The organism is Pseudomonas sp. NFACC13-1, assembly GCF_900104425.1.
Lineage (GTDB): Bacteria > Pseudomonadota > Gammaproteobacteria > Pseudomonadales > Pseudomonadaceae > Aquipseudomonas > Aquipseudomonas fluorescens_AA.
Map to the genome: position 1 here is coordinate 35,577 of NZ_FMXV01000013.1, position 14,731 is coordinate 50,307.

Annotated in this window: 13 protein-coding genes; 1 reads left to right on the top strand and 12 read right to left on the bottom strand. The window is 63.1% G+C overall.

Annotated features, from left to right (window positions below):
* Positions 1-148 precede the first annotated feature (148 nt).
* Positions 149-691 (top strand): hypothetical protein, encoded by a 543-nt coding sequence (locus BLQ55_RS16965; protein ID WP_092255280.1) that lies wholly within the window; start codon positions 149-151, stop codon positions 689-691.
* Positions 692-751: 60 nt separating this feature from the next.
* On the opposite strand, the gene BLQ55_RS16970 is transcribed toward BLQ55_RS16965, so the two are convergent.
* The 12 genes from BLQ55_RS16970 to BLQ55_RS17025 all read right to left on the bottom strand — a co-directional run bounded on the left by BLQ55_RS16970 (position 752) and on the right by BLQ55_RS17025 (position 14,728).
* Positions 752-1,543 carry a ChbG/HpnK family deacetylase gene (locus BLQ55_RS16970; RefSeq protein WP_092255283.1) on the bottom strand — a complete coding sequence of 264 codons (792 nt, stop codon included), beginning with the start codon at positions 1,541-1,543 and terminating at the stop codon, positions 752-754.
* A complete protein-coding gene (locus BLQ55_RS16975; RefSeq protein WP_092255286.1) occupies positions 1,515-2,693 on the bottom strand; it encodes a GNAT family N-acetyltransferase in 1,179 nt (392 codons plus the stop codon). The genes BLQ55_RS16970 and BLQ55_RS16975 overlap by 29 nt, the downstream gene beginning before the upstream one ends.
* A 5-nt stretch (positions 2,694-2,698) precedes the next feature.
* Positions 2,699-3,388 (bottom strand): N-acetyltransferase, encoded by a 690-nt coding sequence (locus BLQ55_RS16980; RefSeq protein WP_092199159.1) that lies wholly within the window; start codon positions 3,386-3,388, stop codon positions 2,699-2,701.
* Positions 3,389-3,468: 80 nt separating this feature from the next.
* Positions 3,469-4,158, bottom strand: a complete 690-nt coding sequence (locus tag BLQ55_RS16985; protein ID WP_092199156.1) for a GNAT family N-acetyltransferase — start codon at positions 4,156-4,158, stop codon at positions 3,469-3,471.
* Entirely contained in the window at positions 4,155-6,104 is a 1,950-nt protein-coding gene (locus BLQ55_RS16990) for a hypothetical protein (protein WP_256326595.1), read from the bottom strand. Before BLQ55_RS16990 ends, BLQ55_RS16985 begins: the two co-directional genes overlap by 4 nt.
* A gap of 161 nt (positions 6,105-6,265) precedes the next feature.
* Positions 6,266-7,570, bottom strand: coding sequence for a lipopolysaccharide biosynthesis protein (locus tag BLQ55_RS16995; RefSeq protein ID WP_092255289.1), 1,305 nt, complete (start codon positions 7,568-7,570; stop codon positions 6,266-6,268).
* A complete protein-coding gene (locus BLQ55_RS17000; RefSeq protein WP_092199150.1) occupies positions 7,567-8,571 on the bottom strand; it encodes a polysaccharide deacetylase family protein in 1,005 nt (334 codons plus the stop codon). Before BLQ55_RS17000 ends, BLQ55_RS16995 begins: the two co-directional genes overlap by 4 nt.
* Positions 8,572-8,583: 12 nt before the next feature.
* On the bottom strand, positions 8,584-9,720 hold the full coding sequence (locus BLQ55_RS17005; protein ID WP_092199147.1) for a glycosyltransferase family 2 protein: 1,137 nt from the start codon (positions 9,718-9,720) through the stop codon (positions 8,584-8,586).
* The gene (locus BLQ55_RS17010) at positions 9,713-10,672 is read right to left on the bottom strand and encodes a glycosyltransferase (protein ID WP_092199144.1); all 960 of its coding nucleotides are present in this window, start codon (positions 10,670-10,672) and stop codon (positions 9,713-9,715) included. Before BLQ55_RS17010 ends, BLQ55_RS17005 begins: the two co-directional genes overlap by 8 nt.
* A complete protein-coding gene (locus BLQ55_RS17015; RefSeq protein ID WP_092255292.1) occupies positions 10,669-12,039 on the bottom strand; it encodes an O-antigen ligase family protein in 1,371 nt (456 codons plus the stop codon). The genes BLQ55_RS17010 and BLQ55_RS17015 overlap by 4 nt, the downstream gene beginning before the upstream one ends.
* On the bottom strand, positions 12,036-13,139 hold the full coding sequence (locus tag BLQ55_RS17020) for a glycosyltransferase family 4 protein (RefSeq protein ID WP_092255295.1): 1,104 nt from the start codon (positions 13,137-13,139) through the stop codon (positions 12,036-12,038). The genes BLQ55_RS17015 and BLQ55_RS17020 overlap by 4 nt, the downstream gene beginning before the upstream one ends.
* Positions 13,136-14,728 (bottom strand): GumC family protein, encoded by a 1,593-nt coding sequence (locus BLQ55_RS17025; RefSeq protein WP_092255298.1) that lies wholly within the window; start codon positions 14,726-14,728, stop codon positions 13,136-13,138. Before BLQ55_RS17025 ends, BLQ55_RS17020 begins: the two co-directional genes overlap by 4 nt.
* Positions 14,729-14,731: the final 3 nt, after the last annotated feature.

The window sequence follows — 14,731 nt, forward strand, 5'->3', positions numbered from 1 at the left end:
TATTCGAAACCAAAGATGCCTTGTAGCAGATTCTCCGAAAACGGCGCAGGGATTTGCGACTGTCATTCGTCTGAAGCGCACTTTTCGGTGCTGGAAAATCCCCAACCCCTGTGCCTTACTCCCTATTCCTTCAGGGGAGGACAACGCGATGCGACGTAGAAGCGCACAGTATTGGCTCTGGGTTAACAGCCGGCTGCCGGGCCGCGACCACGAAGAACTATTGGAGGACGGCACGCAAGTCGAGGTCCAGGCGCGGATCAATCTCCAGGGCATGACCCAGGTCTTTGTCGGTGTCCATCGGCCGAGCGCGCAGGTGTGGGTCGAGGAATTCTACGACCGCACCTTGCATGAACCGCTGGCCCAGGCGTTGGAGTGGGGCCTGGACCGGGCGCGGGATATCATTGCCGGAGAGACGTGTTTCAGGGCTCCCCACAAGATCCAGATGACCCTCGGGCCGTTGATCCAGGACGAATGTGCCCTGGCCCTGCGGCGCATGGAGATGAGCGATGAAGAAAGACGCAGTCTCAAGGCCCGGGATGCGTGGAGCGAATACGTCAGCGCCAAGGAGGCCATGCTGGCGCTGATGCGTTCACCCCGGGTAGATGCCAACGTCTGGGAGGCGCAGAAGCGTCGGTTGCGCGAGGCCATCGATCGCCGTGCTTCGCTGGTGGGGGTGTGCTGCGGTGATTGAGAATCTTGTGGGGAGGGAATGAATCCCCTCCCCACGATCAAGCCTCTATGGCAGGGGGCGTTACGCATCCTCAAGCTGAACCAGCTCGAACGTCCGCTCAGTGTTGCCATACCCCACCTTCGGTACCCCCGCCAGGCGCTGATGCAGCACCTGGGTCAACGAGCAGCCAGGAGCCAGGTAGGTGTCGCCGAAATCCCCATCCAATTGCACTGGATGAGCAATCACTTCCAGCAAACCATGGTCCGGTGCTGCGGCGTGCTGCAAGTCGGCTGGCGTGCAGACATAGTCGGCCGTCGCGCCGCACAGACGACGCAGGCGGCGGTTGAGTAAGGTCTTGAAGATGCGCTTGGGGACATTCAGGTTTGGTCCGAGGTTGCGCGCCAGGCGAATGGGGACATCTTGCCGCGCAGCGAAGCGCGCCACCAATGCTCCGATGGGCCAGATGTTATGTACGTGCTGATGGGAGTCGAGGTGACTTGGGCGCAATCCGTGGTCCAGGCAACGTTGCCATTGCGCCTGCAGTTCGTCCTGTATTGCGGCGAGGTCCTTTGAGCCCAGATGCAGGCAATAGCGTGACAGGCTGAAGGCGAACTGGCCGTCCCCATCGCAAAACGCCGGGCGCGACTGTATGGCCTGGCTCAATGGCTGCCCATGGCTGAGATTGAAATGCAGGCCGATGCGCCCTTTGAGCCGGGGCAGTCGGGCCAGTACACACGCCTGTTCGAAGCCCGGCATATTGGCCATGACGGTGGCGGAACTGATCACCCCTGCTTCGAAGGCTCGAACGATTGTCGCGTTTTCGCTGAAACACAACCCAAAGTCGTCAGCGTTGATGATCACTTGGCGGGGCATGCGAGGTCTCCTGTTCCTTGGGGATAGAGGGGGAATCTGTCGCCGTGGTTTTTTGGGGAGGGTGTTTGCGAACCCAGGGTTTAAGACTTTTCCAGAGTCGCAAGGCGAGCCCGAGGATCAGGCCATCGGGTTGCCAGGAATAAAAACTCCAACGCCAGTGTTCCAGTTGTCCGGTCATGCGTTCGTGTAACTGATGGCTGGAGTTCTCCAGGCTGACCCGTGATGCATCGATCCAGCGCCAGTTCTCGTCCAACCCCCAACGAATCCACTCCTCGAGCAATACCCGGCCGCTGCCCAGGTCGGCGTGCTGCGGCAGGAACGCCAGGTTGTAGTCATACAATCGGCCTTGGTCCAGCAGGCCGAGGCGATAGCTGATGCATTCACCGTTCAGCTCCAGCATCACCACCCGCACCTGTCCTTGGGCGGCGAGAGCGGTAAAGGCATGGTTCATCCATTGCCGGCGCCTGGGGTCGGCGAAGATGCCGACACCTTCCTCGCCTTTCCAGCTGGCGGCCTCGACGTCGGCCAAGGCTCGCAACAGCTGTCCGATGCTGATGGCGTCCGGCGTCACTCGGCGGATTTCGGCACCGCAAGCGGCGATCCGCTTGCGCGCCCGACGCAGCTTGTAGCGTGGATCGCCAGAGACTTCCTGATGATCACTGTCGCTGATCAAGTGCACTGGAACCCGGCAGCTGAGTCGCCGCTCTCCGGTGGAACTCAGTGCCATCCAGGCACTAAGGACGCTTTGCTCGCCGACCGGCTCCACCACTTCATTGAGTTGCAACATCGCGTGGGGCACCTGCTGACGGATCTGCATCAGTGCCTGGCCCATGCCCTCGGCATCCAGGCGCACCAGCAGGGCGATGCGGTCGGCCAAGGGGTAACCCAAGTGATGCAACACCCGGAACCGCAGTCCGCCGATACGCTCATGTCCCGAAACCAGGGGCAGGCATAGCGACAAGTCCTGGTCCTGCCAGCCCAGTAACACATGCAATTGCTGATCAGGCAAGAGGGCAAATTCCGCCGCTTGCAGCCAGGCCAGGGTGTTGAACGGCGTTGCGTCGGCCACCTGGGTTCGCAGCTGTTCATAAGCTGATACAGGAAAGTCCTCCGCGCCCAGGGAGCGACACCATTGGAACCGGATGGTCATGGACGTCAGGCCGCCGCAGTGGATGGAACCGGCTTGGCCGGTTTACGAAAGGAGTCCAGTATCGAGCCGGTGTAGAACGAGTCACGGAAAAAACGCCAGCGACCGAACAAGCAATGCATATGGGTGATCTGGCCGCGCTCCTGATAGTCCATGCGCAGGTGCAGCTTGACGGCTGGAATGTTGCTCAGCTCGAAGACGTCGACCACTTTGTTGCAACCCTGCTCGGCCATGGCTTTCCACAGATCCAGCTGGAAATCCACCGATAGCTGGGTTCCCCAGTAAGCGCGGTACAGCTCACCGCCGAACTCGAAGAACTCGCCCGGTTTGACCGGGAACCAGCAGCGAAAGAAATGGCGGTCGAAATAGTCCCGTGTACTGCCCCAGATGAAAGCGACGGTGTTGCCCTTGTCGTCCAGGTACATGAGCCCGGTGTGGCCTTCGGCAGCCAGTTCGCGCATGGTCTCGACGCGGTCGCCAAAGTACCTGGCGAAGGCATCGGCATTACTGGTGGTAATGATTTCCCGGCGCAACGGCGTATAGGGCCTGAGGTTGTTGGGCCGTATCGGGCTGACCAGGTCGCGCTCCATCCACACCAGTTGTTCGTGGAAATACACGTAGTGCCTGCACAGCTGGTTTAGAACGGCGCGCAGACCTTTTTTCCGAATGCGATCACGCAATTTTTGCAGAACGTTCATGGTGCCTCCTGGCGGGGGCCGGTTGGGGAAAGACCCCATCGCGAGCTTGCTCGCGATGGGGAGTTGGATTGCCATGGACATCAGGCCGGCGCAGTCGATGCAAGCGGCGGGGTCGGTTTACGAAAGGCGTTCAGTGCCGAGCCGCGGTAGAACGCATCGCGGAAAAACCGCCAGCGACCGAACAGGCGATACACGTGGGTGATCTTGCCGCGCTCCTGGAAGCCCATGCGCAGGTGCATCTTGATCGCCGGGGTGTTTTGCAAATCGCAGACATCGACCATCGTGTCGCAGCCGTTGTCCGCCATGATTTTCCACATTTGCAACTGCATGTCCGCCGACATGCTGGAACCCCAGTAGGCGCGGATCATCTCGCCACCGAACTGAAAGTACTCGCCAGGCTTGATCGGGAAGTTGCAGCGATAGAAATGGCGGTCGAAATAGTCTCGCGTGCTGCCCCAGGCGAAACCCACGGTGTCGCCCTGAGCATCCAGGTACATCAAGCCTGTGTAGCCTTCGGCCGCCAGCTCGCGCATGGTTTCGACGCGGTCGCCGAAGTGCCGGGCAAAAGCATCGGCATTGTCGACTGTGATGAACTCCAGGCGCATCGGTGGGTAGGGCTTGAGGTTATGCGGGGGGAGTGGGGTCCGCACATCGTGCTCCAGCCACACCAGTCGGGTGTGGAAAAACACGTAGCGCCTGAACAGCTGTTTGAGAACGGCGCGCAGGCCTTTTTTCTGAATGCCATCACGTAATGCTTGCAGAACGCTCATGGTGCCTCCTGACGGGTGGCGGGTTGGGGGGAAGAGAGGGCGGTCCAGCCGAGGGCAAACACGGTTTCCCCTGGCAGGAGAAAACGGATCTGCCCGGCTTCGCAGTTGAACGGGGCGCTGCGGCTTTGGTTGTCAGGGCCGAAATACACTAGCTCTGCATGCGCCTGGGGGCAGGATGCGCCGTCCAGGCTGACCTGTTGCGGGCGCGTGCTTTTGTTCACGCCCAGGAGGCTGCGTCTCGCGTCGGAGGCCATGGCCAGCACGTCGACTTCGAAGGCGTCGTTATCCAGGCGTAGTACCTGGTTGAGCCAATGCTGTTGGATGAACTGCTGGGCCAGCCCCGCCGGCTTGAGTTCGAAGTGCTGGTTGTCCAGCACCCGCACCATGCCTTTGGGGTACTCGGTTTCGTCGGCGAGCATGAACCAGTTGAGCATGTCCAGCCAGCCGTCGGCCGAGGCGTTGATGACCACGGATGTCCACCACAGGGCCGCGTAGTGGGTTTCCTGATCGTAGGGGCTCAGGCTTGAGCCGCTGGACATGTTGGTCTGGTCCAGCAGTAAGGTTTTGCGCGGACGGCCCTGGCTATTCAATCCCACAAGGTGGGCAGCCTGACGAACGCTATGGCGATAGACCCGCGTTGCCAGCAGGTCGCGGATCATCCATTCGTGCCAGGCCAGGGCGTCGATCTGGTCGTCGGACGTCGCCAGTAGACGCCGTGCCCAGTCGATCCCGCGCTTGTCAGCGGCATTTTCGGTGAGGGGGCCGTTGGTGAACCGGGAGCTGGCCGGCATGGCGATGCGGACACCGGCACGTGCGTTGGCAGGATCGGCGCGGACCTGGGCAGCCATGCTTTGGAACACTTGCTGGAAACTGGCGAACCCTGGGTAATTGAGGTTCGGCTCATCGGCGAAACTGAGGTAGTGGACACCTTTGCCGCCCAGGGCGCGGGTCGCCTTGAGCCAGGCTTGCAAACCGTTGATGCTGACACGGTCGGCCTGCAGGTCGGCCTTGCGCGCGCTACCAGCCAGCAGGGTGATGTCGCGGGTGATGCCGAAGTGGTCCTGGTACAGGCGCCGAAACTGATTTTCATAGTCCGGCCTGCCTGCGGTGATGTCGACCATGCTGTAGTAGCTGGCGGCCTGGGGCTTGATGGCTTCGATCACCGGGTAGGCCGATGGCGGGGGCATGACGTAGGGTAGGTAGACCCCCAGTTTCGGGGTTGTTCCCAGGACATTGCCATAGAGTTTCAGGCGCGCCTGCCCCGGGTCCTGGCGCAGCGGTTGCAGATGCTCTGGGTTTTGGGCGAACAGGTTCGCCGTGCCATCCAGCCAGAATGCCGCCTTGCCGTTGCCCTGCAATTGCAGGCGCCAGGTTTGCTCGACATTGGCGACGGGCAGGGCGACTTGATCGAACTGCCCATAGACCGGATACGGCTTGAGGTTCAACTGCACCTGTTTGCCGTCGGCGACGCGCCGGGCTTGCAGGCTACGCACGCCGCCGTGGAACTTGCCCGCCAGCACGGCCTGTTCGCCGGGGGCGACCTTGAAATACAGCTCATCGCCGTCGTGGGTTTCGGCATTGAAATGTACTTTGGCAGGGGCGAACAGCGCCCGGGTATGGGCGTCGTGTTCGACGGTGTAGCGGCGGAAACTGTAGCCGGGAATTTCCAGGCGATAGCTGGCGGCCCCCGGCAGCAAAGGCCACTGCTGCTCGCCACGTTCCTGGGCGGCCTTGATCAGGCGTTCACCCACCAGGCGCCCCTGGCCGTCGAGCAGGTACAGGTGTTCTGTGTTGGCGTCGGCCTGCCAGGCGGGTACCCAGCGCACGGTCACGTAATCCGGGCGGTCGGTCTGCAAGTACAGGCTGCCGTCGCGGATGCCGGTCCATTGCATGGCCGCGCCATGGGCCAACAAGGCCAGGCCCCAGAGGCACAGGCCGGCAGCCATTTTCCACCCATGCCGTACTGGCCCCATCGCGAGCAAGCTCGCTCCCACAGAGGACAGCATATTCACCATGGATGCAAGCTGACCCACCACCTTCACAAGGACAACCCCGCACCCTGTGGGAGCGAGCTTGCTCGCGATGGCGGTCTGGCGGGCAACCATGCTCATGCCGATTTCCCCAGCAGCATCTGGCGCATCGGCAGCAAGTCGCTGGGCAGGATGATCAGTGTCTGCCACAGCGCCACGCCGCTGAGGCGGCAGTACATCGCCAGCAGTGCCAGGGTCACGCCCAGGTAGGCGATTGATGACGCGGCGGCGGCGCCGACGATGGCGTAGCGGGGAATCAGGATCAGGTTCAGCGCCAGGTTCAGCAGCGCGCCCACGCCCATCAGCAGCGACACCGTGCCGGGTCGGTCCTTGCCCAGCAGATCCAGGCGCAGGATGCTCGCGTAGCACAGCCCGAACAGCCCTGGCAGCAATGCCAGCAAGGCGGGGTAAGCCGGTTGGTAGGCGACACCGAACAGGGTGACGATCAGCCATTCACCGATCAGCGCCATGCCCAGGCACGCGCCGAGCATCACCGTGGCGGTCAGGCGCAGGGCCAGGGGGGTCAGGCGCTGCATGTCGCTGTCTTGCTGCAGCAGGCGTTTCATCAGTGGCGTGGTGACGGCTTCCGGCACGATCAGCAGCAGTTCGGCAGCGGCGCTGGCCATCGCGTAGTGACCCAGGGCGGTGCTGCCCAGCAGGGCGCCGATGAACAGGTAGTCCGAGCGCAGTATCACTTGCTGGAACAACAGGTCCGGGTGGCTGCGGGCGCTGTAGCGCAACAGTTCGTTCTGACGGCTGCGATCCCAGCGCAGGGTGACCACATGATCGCGGCGCAACCACACCCAACCGGCCAGCACCACCAGGCTCAGGCCTGCCAGCCAACTGATCAACGCCGCTTCCAGTGCCGTGTCTTTCCACATCCAGAACAGCGCGATAAACAACAGCAGGGGCGCCAGGGATTCCAGCAGGCGCAAGGCATTGAAGGCGCCTACGCCACCGGAGGCGTTGTGCAGCGTCAGCAGGCCACTTTTGAGCACGGTCAACGGCACGGCCAGCAACAGCAGCCAGGCGAGCAACCCCAGTTGCGTGGTGATGTCCAGTTCGCCGCCGAACTCGCGCACCAGCGCCACCACCAGCAAGGTCAGCAGCCCGGCCAGCAGGCAACCGAACACCAGCACCTGGCTGAGTAACAAACCCATTGAACGCTGCTGCGCCGCCTGATAACCCACGGCGGAATTCAGGCCGCCGCTGGTGGCGGCGCTGATCAGGTCCGGCAGGGTGCTGAGCAAGGCAAACAGTCCCCGTTCGCTGGGCCCGAGAATCCGTGCCAGCAGCACATTGCGCAGCAGGCGCAGGCCGATCATCGCCAGGCGCGTGCCCATGCTCAGAGCCAGGTGCTTGAGGTAATGGGCGCGGCTCATGGGCGTGTCCCTCGGCGAATGCGCCAGGCTAGCAATTCAGGATGTTGGGCATTGCGCTGACTGACGCCGAAGCGCGGCAGATTCAAGGGGTCGCCGTCGTTGCGATACAGCCCCGCCTCGGTGCCCAGGGCGAAGGTGAAACCGTGGGCCGCCACCTGCTGGCGCACGCGGGCATCGTGATCGCCGTTGGGGTAGCAATACACCGGCAAGGGCTGTGCGCAACCGTTTTCCAGGGCCGTCCAACTGCGCGTCAGTTCTTCGTGCAGGCGCTGGTCGTCCAGCCCGGTCAGAATCGCGTGGCTGGCACCATGGGGGCCGAAGCGGATCAGGCCGGAATCTTCGAGCATGCGCACCTGGGACCAGTCCAGGGCCTGAGGTTGGGAACCCTGCGGGCAGGCGTCGGTGAGTTCGCTCAAGGTACTAGGATCGAGGCTCTTGAGGCTTTGCAGGTAATGCAGCAACGCGAGGCTGCGACGCTCGTCGTCGATGTCATCGAGCAGCACCGGCAACGGGCGGCCGGCGTGCTGCAAGTGCTCGATCAACGAATGCCGCGCCACCTGGCCATGGCTGCCCCACAGGGTCTCGCCAATGCTTTCCCACCAGAAGTGCTGGCGACTGCCGATGAAATCGGTGGACAGGAAAATGCTCGCCGGCACCTGGTATTGGCGCAGCAACGGAAAGGCGTTCATGGCGTTGTCGCGCCAGCCGTCGTCGAAGGTCAAGGCCACCCGCGGGCGGTTCGGGACGCTTTCCGGATCAGCCAGCAACAAGCTCATCAGCGGCACACACTCGAAATGCCGTAGCAGCCAGGTCAGCAAGTGTTCAAACGCGTCGGGCCCCACGCACAGCTCGTTGCGGTGGGGCAGTTCGGCGGCGCGGTCGTTGTTCAGTACGCGATGCAGCATCAGGATCACGCCAGCACCACGCAGGGGGTGGCGGCCCAGGGACGTGTTCAGGTACAGCCAGCCGCCGGTGCGCTTGAAGACTTGTTTAATCGACATCGGCTCTTCTCCTTAGCGATTCTGCTCGGGGTTCCATTGGCTGTAGCGATGACCCCGCAGGAACTGCCAGAGCCCGATGCTCATGCCCGCCAGCGTCACCAGCACGAACGCGGCCAAGCGAAAGGGTCGGGGCAAACGGTGGTCGGCATCCATCAAGCCGATCAGTGCCATGGCGTAGCCGAACAACTGTGCCAGCAGGCTCAGGCGGTAGAACGGATGGTCGTTCCACAGCCAGGCATTGCTCAGCAACAGGGGCAACAGCAACACCGGCGCCAGGCGGCGGATCAACTTGTGGCTGATCAGCCCGATGGCGTAAAGGCCATGACGCAGCGGGTTGAGCAGCTCCCGGCGTTGGGCCAGGCTCTGCAATCCGCCAACGGTGACTCGCTGGCGCCGGCGAAACTGCTTGTCGGCCTCGTCCACGCCCTGGTCGGTGACCCGGGCCAGAGGGGCATAGACGATGGATTTGCCGGCCGCTGGCGCGCAGGTACTGAGGAAGAAGTCGTCGTTGACCTGCGCCGGTATCGGCTGGAACAGTTCCCGGCGCAGGGCCAGCAAGGCGCCGTCAGCCGAGACCATGCAGCCGGTGCGGCTCTCCACCCGCCGCAACCAGCCTTCGTAATGGCGATACAGGCTGTCGCCCAGGCTCAGGCCCTTGCCCGGCACCGGGATTTCCATATGCCCGGCACAGGCGCCGACTTCCGGATCGCCCAGGGGCGCCAGCAGGTGGCCGAGGGTATCGACGGCCCATTGGTTGTCGGCGTCGGTGAACACCAGGATCTCGCCGCGGCTGTGGGCGACACCGGTATTGAGGGCGGCGGCCTTGCCCTGGCGCGGCAGGTCGAGCACGGTGATACGCGGGTCGCTCACCTTGCGCGCGCAAGCCACCGTGTCGTCGGTGGAACCGTCGCTGGCGAGGATGATTTGCAGTGAGTGCGCCTGGTAATCCTGAGCGAGCAAGGTGCGCAGTTTCTCTTCAATGTGCCGCGCCTCGTTATGGGCGGCGATGACAATGCTGACGTTCATCGGCAACACCCCCGTGTAGCGCCGGATCGGAAACAGCGGCACCAGCAGGCTCAGCATCAGGGGGTAACCGAGGTAGGCGTACACCGGCAACAACAGGCACGACCAATAAATGAATTCAGCCACGGGCAGGTCTCCTGACGTTCCAATGACACAGGTTGAGCAGCAAGGCGGCGCCGGTCAGGTGCAGGCGCACCCCATGCAAAGCCCACAATTGCAGGGTCAGGCGCGGGTCGCGCCGGCTCTGGCGCAGGCTCAGCAGCAGAGGCGGTAGCGCCGTGACCAGCAACAGCATCAGCGCCAGGCGCAACTGCCCCTGGAGCACCGCGAGCAAGGCCAGCAGGTCCAAGCACCAAGCGCCGATGGACAGGGCCGGGAAGCGCAGCAGGCGCAGGCTCGGGCCATGGCTGCGCAGCAATTGCAGATGACTGCCCTGGCGCCACAGTTCCTTGCTCATCCACTCGCGCCAACTGCCTTCGTAGCCCCAGTGCAGGGCCACGCTTTCGTTGACCAACAGCAATTGCGCGTCGGCCTGGCGCAGGCGCAGGGAAAAGTCCTTGTCTTCGCCGGTGCGCAGGGTTTCGTCGAAGCCGCCGACCCGCTCGAACCAACTGCGGCGCATCAACAGGTTGGCGCTGGGCAGCCACTGCACCCGATGCAAGAGGCGTGATCCCGGGCGTTGACTGCGGCGCTGCCAGGCTTCGGCGAACCACGGTGCCTGCCGGGGCGTGTCGAGGTCCAGGCCCAGTACGTCGCCCTGATTGCCTTCGAGTTCCAGCAACAGCTTGAACCCGTCGGCCGGCATTTCGATGTCGGCGTCGATGAACGCCAGCCAATCGCCGCTGGCGAGAGCCGCGCCGCGATTGCGCAGGGCGCCGATATGCACGCCCGGGACGATCAGCACCCGCGCGCCCAGCTCGTTGGCGATGCGCGGGCCATGGTCGTCGGAGCCGTTGTCCACCACGATCAACTCGCACGCCAAGCCTGCCTGGCGGGCTGCTTCCCGGGCCGCCTGCAGGGTCCGGCCGATGTGCCGGGCCTCGTTGTACATCGGGATCACAATGCTGACGCCACTCATGGACGAGCCTCCTGTGGCGCGGCCTGTTCGGCGTCGTAGCGCAACACGCTGGTGAGGGCGAGCATGATCCACAGCAACTTGTGGTTCGGCGCACTGAGAAACATCAAGAACAGCCCCAGCGACAGGAAACTCATGCCCAGGTGCGTCAGCAAGTCCGCCTGTTCCCAATCGCGGCGCTGCAACCAGAGCCGACGGGCGTGCAGCAGGTTGTACAGGCCAAGGCCAAGCATGCCGACGAACATCAGCCCGCCCGGCACGCCGATTTCGCTGAAGATTTCCAGGTAGGTGTTATGGGCCCGGCGATACAGGTCCCCCAGCTTGCGGTTGGCCGAGAACGCCTTGGCATAGCCGGTGGGCGCGTAGTGCAGGGGGAAGGTTCCGGGCCCTGACCCGAGTATCGGGTTCTCGCGGATCATCTGGCTGCCGACCAGGATGTACGAGGCGCGACGGCCCAGGGATTCGTCCTTGTGGGCATTGGTGCCGGCGCTGAGTATGCTCAACGACTGGATGCGTGCCACGTAGCCGGCGGGCATCACCGCGACCGCCAGGGGAATCATCAATGCCAGCCCGAGCATGGCGAAGCCCAGGTGCCGCGGACGGATGCGCGGCAGCTGTGCACGATAGTGGTACAAGCCGATCACGAGACTGAGCAACAGCACCACCAGTCCGGAACGTGACTCGGTCTTGGTCATGCCGCCCAGCAACAGGATGAAACCCCCGCTCCAGAACAATCGGTGCAACAGGTTCGGGCTGCGCAGTACCAGCCACAAAGCCAGCGGTACGGTGAACGCAATCAACAGCGCAAAGGCGTTGGGGTCCTCCAGCAGGCCGGAAGCGCGGCCCTGATCCTGATATTTGGCCGAGAACATCGCGAGCACGCATGTGGTGGAAACGCTCACCGTCATGAGGCGGGCGAACAGCTCCAGGTTCAGTTCACGACCGATCAGCAAGGTGATCACGAATAGAATCAGCCCCACCGTCAGCTCTCGCAGGTGGGTCAGGGACATGTCCATGTTTTCCGAGATCAACAGGCTCAGGCCGTACAGCATCATGAAGCCGATCAGAGGCTTCCAGATATTGCTGCGCAGGCGTGTCGCGGGAATCTGGTGCAGGGCCAGTTGCAGCATCAGGATCAGGATCAGCGCCAGGCCAAAGAACTTGCTGCCGGAAAACGCGTTGTCCTTGAACAGGCCTTCGAATGGCACCAGCGCGGCAATGCCCAACAGACCCCAGCCGGGCTTGCGGTACAGCGCGGCGACGCCGACCAGGCCGAGCACCGCGCCCGGCGCGAGGAACGGATAAGGGCTGGCCAGCAACACCAGGCACACCAGGCCCAGCAGGCTGATGATCGAGAGTGGGACAATCATGAGCGAGCCTCCCGTGCCGTGCGGATGTAAAGCTGCGACCAGCGTTCAGCCAGCGTGCGCAGGTCGTAGCGGTCCTGTTGGGTGCGGCGTGCGTTGTCGGCCAGGATCCGTGCCAGGGGCGGTTCGCTGAACAGCGTTTCGATCTGCGCCGCCAGGTCCGCACTGTCGGCCGGTGCCGCGAGCAGGCCGTTATGGCGGTCCTGCAACACGTCGGGTATGCCGCCGACGCCGAACGCCACCACTGGCACGCCGGCCTGCATGGCTTCGAGCAGAATCATCGGGGTGCCTTCGGTGCGCGAGCTGATCACCAGCGCGTCGAGGCGACTCCACCAGGCGTTCATGTCGGTCTGGTAGCCGGGTAATTCGATGCGCGTGGGCAGCCCGGCGTCGGTGATGCGTTTGAGCAGCGCCTGGCGTTCCGGGCCATCGCCGAGCATCACCGCGTGCAGCGACGAATGCCGCTGGCACAGGGGGATCATGGCGTCGAGGAACAAATCCGGGCCTTTCTCGCTGCTCAAGCGGCCGACATAGCCGACCCGCCAGTGCTGCTCGTCGTCGCGGTGGGCCAGCGGCGCGGTGACCGCCGGCAGACCGTTGGGAATCACGTCGAGTTTTTCCGCTCGCACGCTGGCCCGGCGGTGCAGCGTGGCGATGCTTTCGGCCACGCAGACCACTCGCTTGACCGAGGCGGTGCGGCACAGTTGCAGGCTCAGCCAGGTGTAGAAACGCTGCTTGGGGCTGCGCGGCGTGAAGCCATGCTGGGTGATCACCAGCGGCAGGCGCAGCAGCGTGGCGGCCGACCAGCCGAACAACAGCCCTTTGAAATTGTGGGTGTTGATCAGCGGTCGCTCGTCCCGGCGCTGGCGCAGGTGCTGCAACAGTTCGGCCCAACTGGCGCAGTGATGGCAATCGACCCCAGCCTGGCGAAAACGTGTGATCAAAGTCGGCGGCGCCGCCAGGAACAGCACTTGGTGCTGTCCGGGCGTTGCCAGGCAATGATCGAGCAGCATCCGCTCGGCCCCATAGAAGCCACCGCTGTCGAGCAGATGAATGATCGACAGGGGGCCGCTGTGGTGGGGCGGGTCGAACGGCGCGTTCAATTTCGCACCCAATGGACAAGGCTAGGCAGGCTCCAGTTGCGGTGCGGGTTGACCTGCTCGGGGGACTGTTCGTTGATCACCAGCAGCACCGGCACTTCCAACTGCCGGGTGATTTGCGCTGGGTGCTTGAAGCGGTGATCGAAGAACTCACGCACGTAGACCAGGGCGATCGCCAGCAGCAGGCCGCTGAGCATGCCGAAGACAATGATCAGCATCGGCTTGGGAAAGGCCGCAGCGGTCGGTTCGAACGGCGGGCTCAGGACCCGGGCGTTGGACAGGTCGTTGTCCAGCGAGCGCGCGGTGCTGGCTTCGGCGAAGCGCTGGGCGTAGGTGGAGAAGGCCGCATGCAAGGCGTTGATCTCGGTGTCCATCTGCCGCAGCTTGCTTTGGGTTTCCTGCAACTGATGGATGCGCTCCTTGAAGGCGGCGATGCGTTCGACTTTCTGATTGATCACCGAACTGACCACCGCCAGATCGGTGGTGCGTTCCTGGATCCGGTTGTTGACCACTTTCAGGAACTGCTGGCGCGTGCGGACGATCTGTTCCCGGGCCAGCAGCATCGGTTCGCTGCTGGGCTGGAAGATCGCCAGGTCATTCATGTAGCGGCTGACCTGGCTGGTCAGTTGCTCGCCCAGTTGTTTGATCTCCCGATCCTCGAAGGCAATGTTGTCCACGGTGGTGGTGAAGGTGAACGGGAAGGTGTAGTCGTTGAACCGGGAGCTGTTCGCCGCCGCCAGACTGGTCTTGAGGTAATCGAGCCAGCGTTGGCTTTGCAGCAGGCGATCCTGGTACAGGTTCAGGGCCTGTTCTTCGGTGTTGATGGCGTTCAGGCGGAAGGTGATTTCTTCCTTGGGATCGGACGAGCCGATGTTTTCCAACAGCCCCAGCCGAGTACCTTCGAGGCCGTCGAGGCGGGTCTGGTATTGGGCTTTCTTCTGCTCATAGAAGGTCTGCGGCAGTTCGATCGATTGCAGGTCCTGGCGGCTGCTGAGATAGTTCTGCAGCAGTTGCGCCACGAACCGGGTGCCCTGGGCCGGGTCGCCGAAACTGTAGACGATGGAGATGACGTTGGAGCCGGGCAGGGTCTCGATCTTCAGGTTTTCGATGGCCTCGTCGGTCAGCGTATCGAGCACGGTGTCGCGCACCGGATCGACCTCCAGCCCCAGTCCATCGCGCAGCGGGTTGATGACGTACTCGCGCAGGGGCTGGGTGATGTACATCTTGAGCGGCTCGCTCACCCATTTGTTGAGAATGCCTGGGCTTGGGGTGTAGTCGCCCTGGTCGCGCAGGGCACTGATGGTCTGCCGGATCAACGCCGGTGAGCGCAGGATATTGCTCTCGGTTTCCATGTCTGCCAGGGATGGCGGGATGAAGGTGGCGTTTTCCTGGTTCAGCGACGTGGTGGCGTCGCCCTGGGAGAGTTTTTTCGACTGGACGATCACCTGGGCGGTGATGTCGAAGCTCTGCTTGAGCATCAACGGCAGCACCAGGGCGATCACGGCGAAGATCAGGAAGACGCGCTTCACCCACTGCTTGTTGGCGAAGAAGATCCTGAAGAACTCGTGCAGATAGTTTTCCTTGGGGTTCATGAT

Excerpts from the sequence above, each read along its gene's own strand:
- BLQ55_RS16980 (WP_092199159.1), bottom strand. The coding sequence starts at position 3,388 with ATGAACGTTCTGCAAAAATTGCGTGATCGCATTCGGAAAAAAGGTCTG.
- BLQ55_RS17015 (WP_092255292.1), bottom strand. The coding sequence starts at position 12,039 with ATGATTGTCCCACTCTCGATCATCAGCCTGCTGGGCCTGGTGTGCCTG.
- BLQ55_RS17000 (WP_092199150.1), bottom strand. The coding sequence starts at position 8,571 with ATGTCGATTAAACAAGTCTTCAAGCGCACCGGCGGCTGGCTGTACCTG.
- BLQ55_RS16965 (WP_092255280.1), top strand. The coding sequence starts at position 149 with ATGCGACGTAGAAGCGCACAGTATTGGCTCTGGGTTAACAGCCGGCTG.
- BLQ55_RS16995 (WP_092255289.1), bottom strand. The coding sequence starts at position 7,570 with ATGAGCCGCGCCCATTACCTCAAGCACCTGGCTCTGAGCATGGGCACG.
- BLQ55_RS17010 (WP_092199144.1), bottom strand. The coding sequence starts at position 10,672 with ATGAGTGGCGTCAGCATTGTGATCCCGATGTACAACGAGGCCCGGCAC.
- BLQ55_RS16990 (WP_256326595.1), bottom strand. The coding sequence starts at position 6,104 with ATGGCTGCCGGCCTGTGCCTCTGGGGCCTGGCCTTGTTGGCCCATGGC.
- BLQ55_RS17025 (WP_092255298.1), bottom strand. The coding sequence starts at position 14,728 with ATGAACCCCAAGGAAAACTATCTGCACGAGTTCTTCAGGATCTTCTTC.
- BLQ55_RS16970 (WP_092255283.1), bottom strand. The coding sequence starts at position 1,543 with ATGCCCCGCCAAGTGATCATCAACGCTGACGACTTTGGGTTGTGTTTC.
- BLQ55_RS16985 (WP_092199156.1), bottom strand. The coding sequence starts at position 4,158 with ATGAGCGTTCTGCAAGCATTACGTGATGGCATTCAGAAAAAAGGCCTG.
- BLQ55_RS16975 (WP_092255286.1), bottom strand. The coding sequence starts at position 2,693 with ATGACCATCCGGTTCCAATGGTGTCGCTCCCTGGGCGCGGAGGACTTT.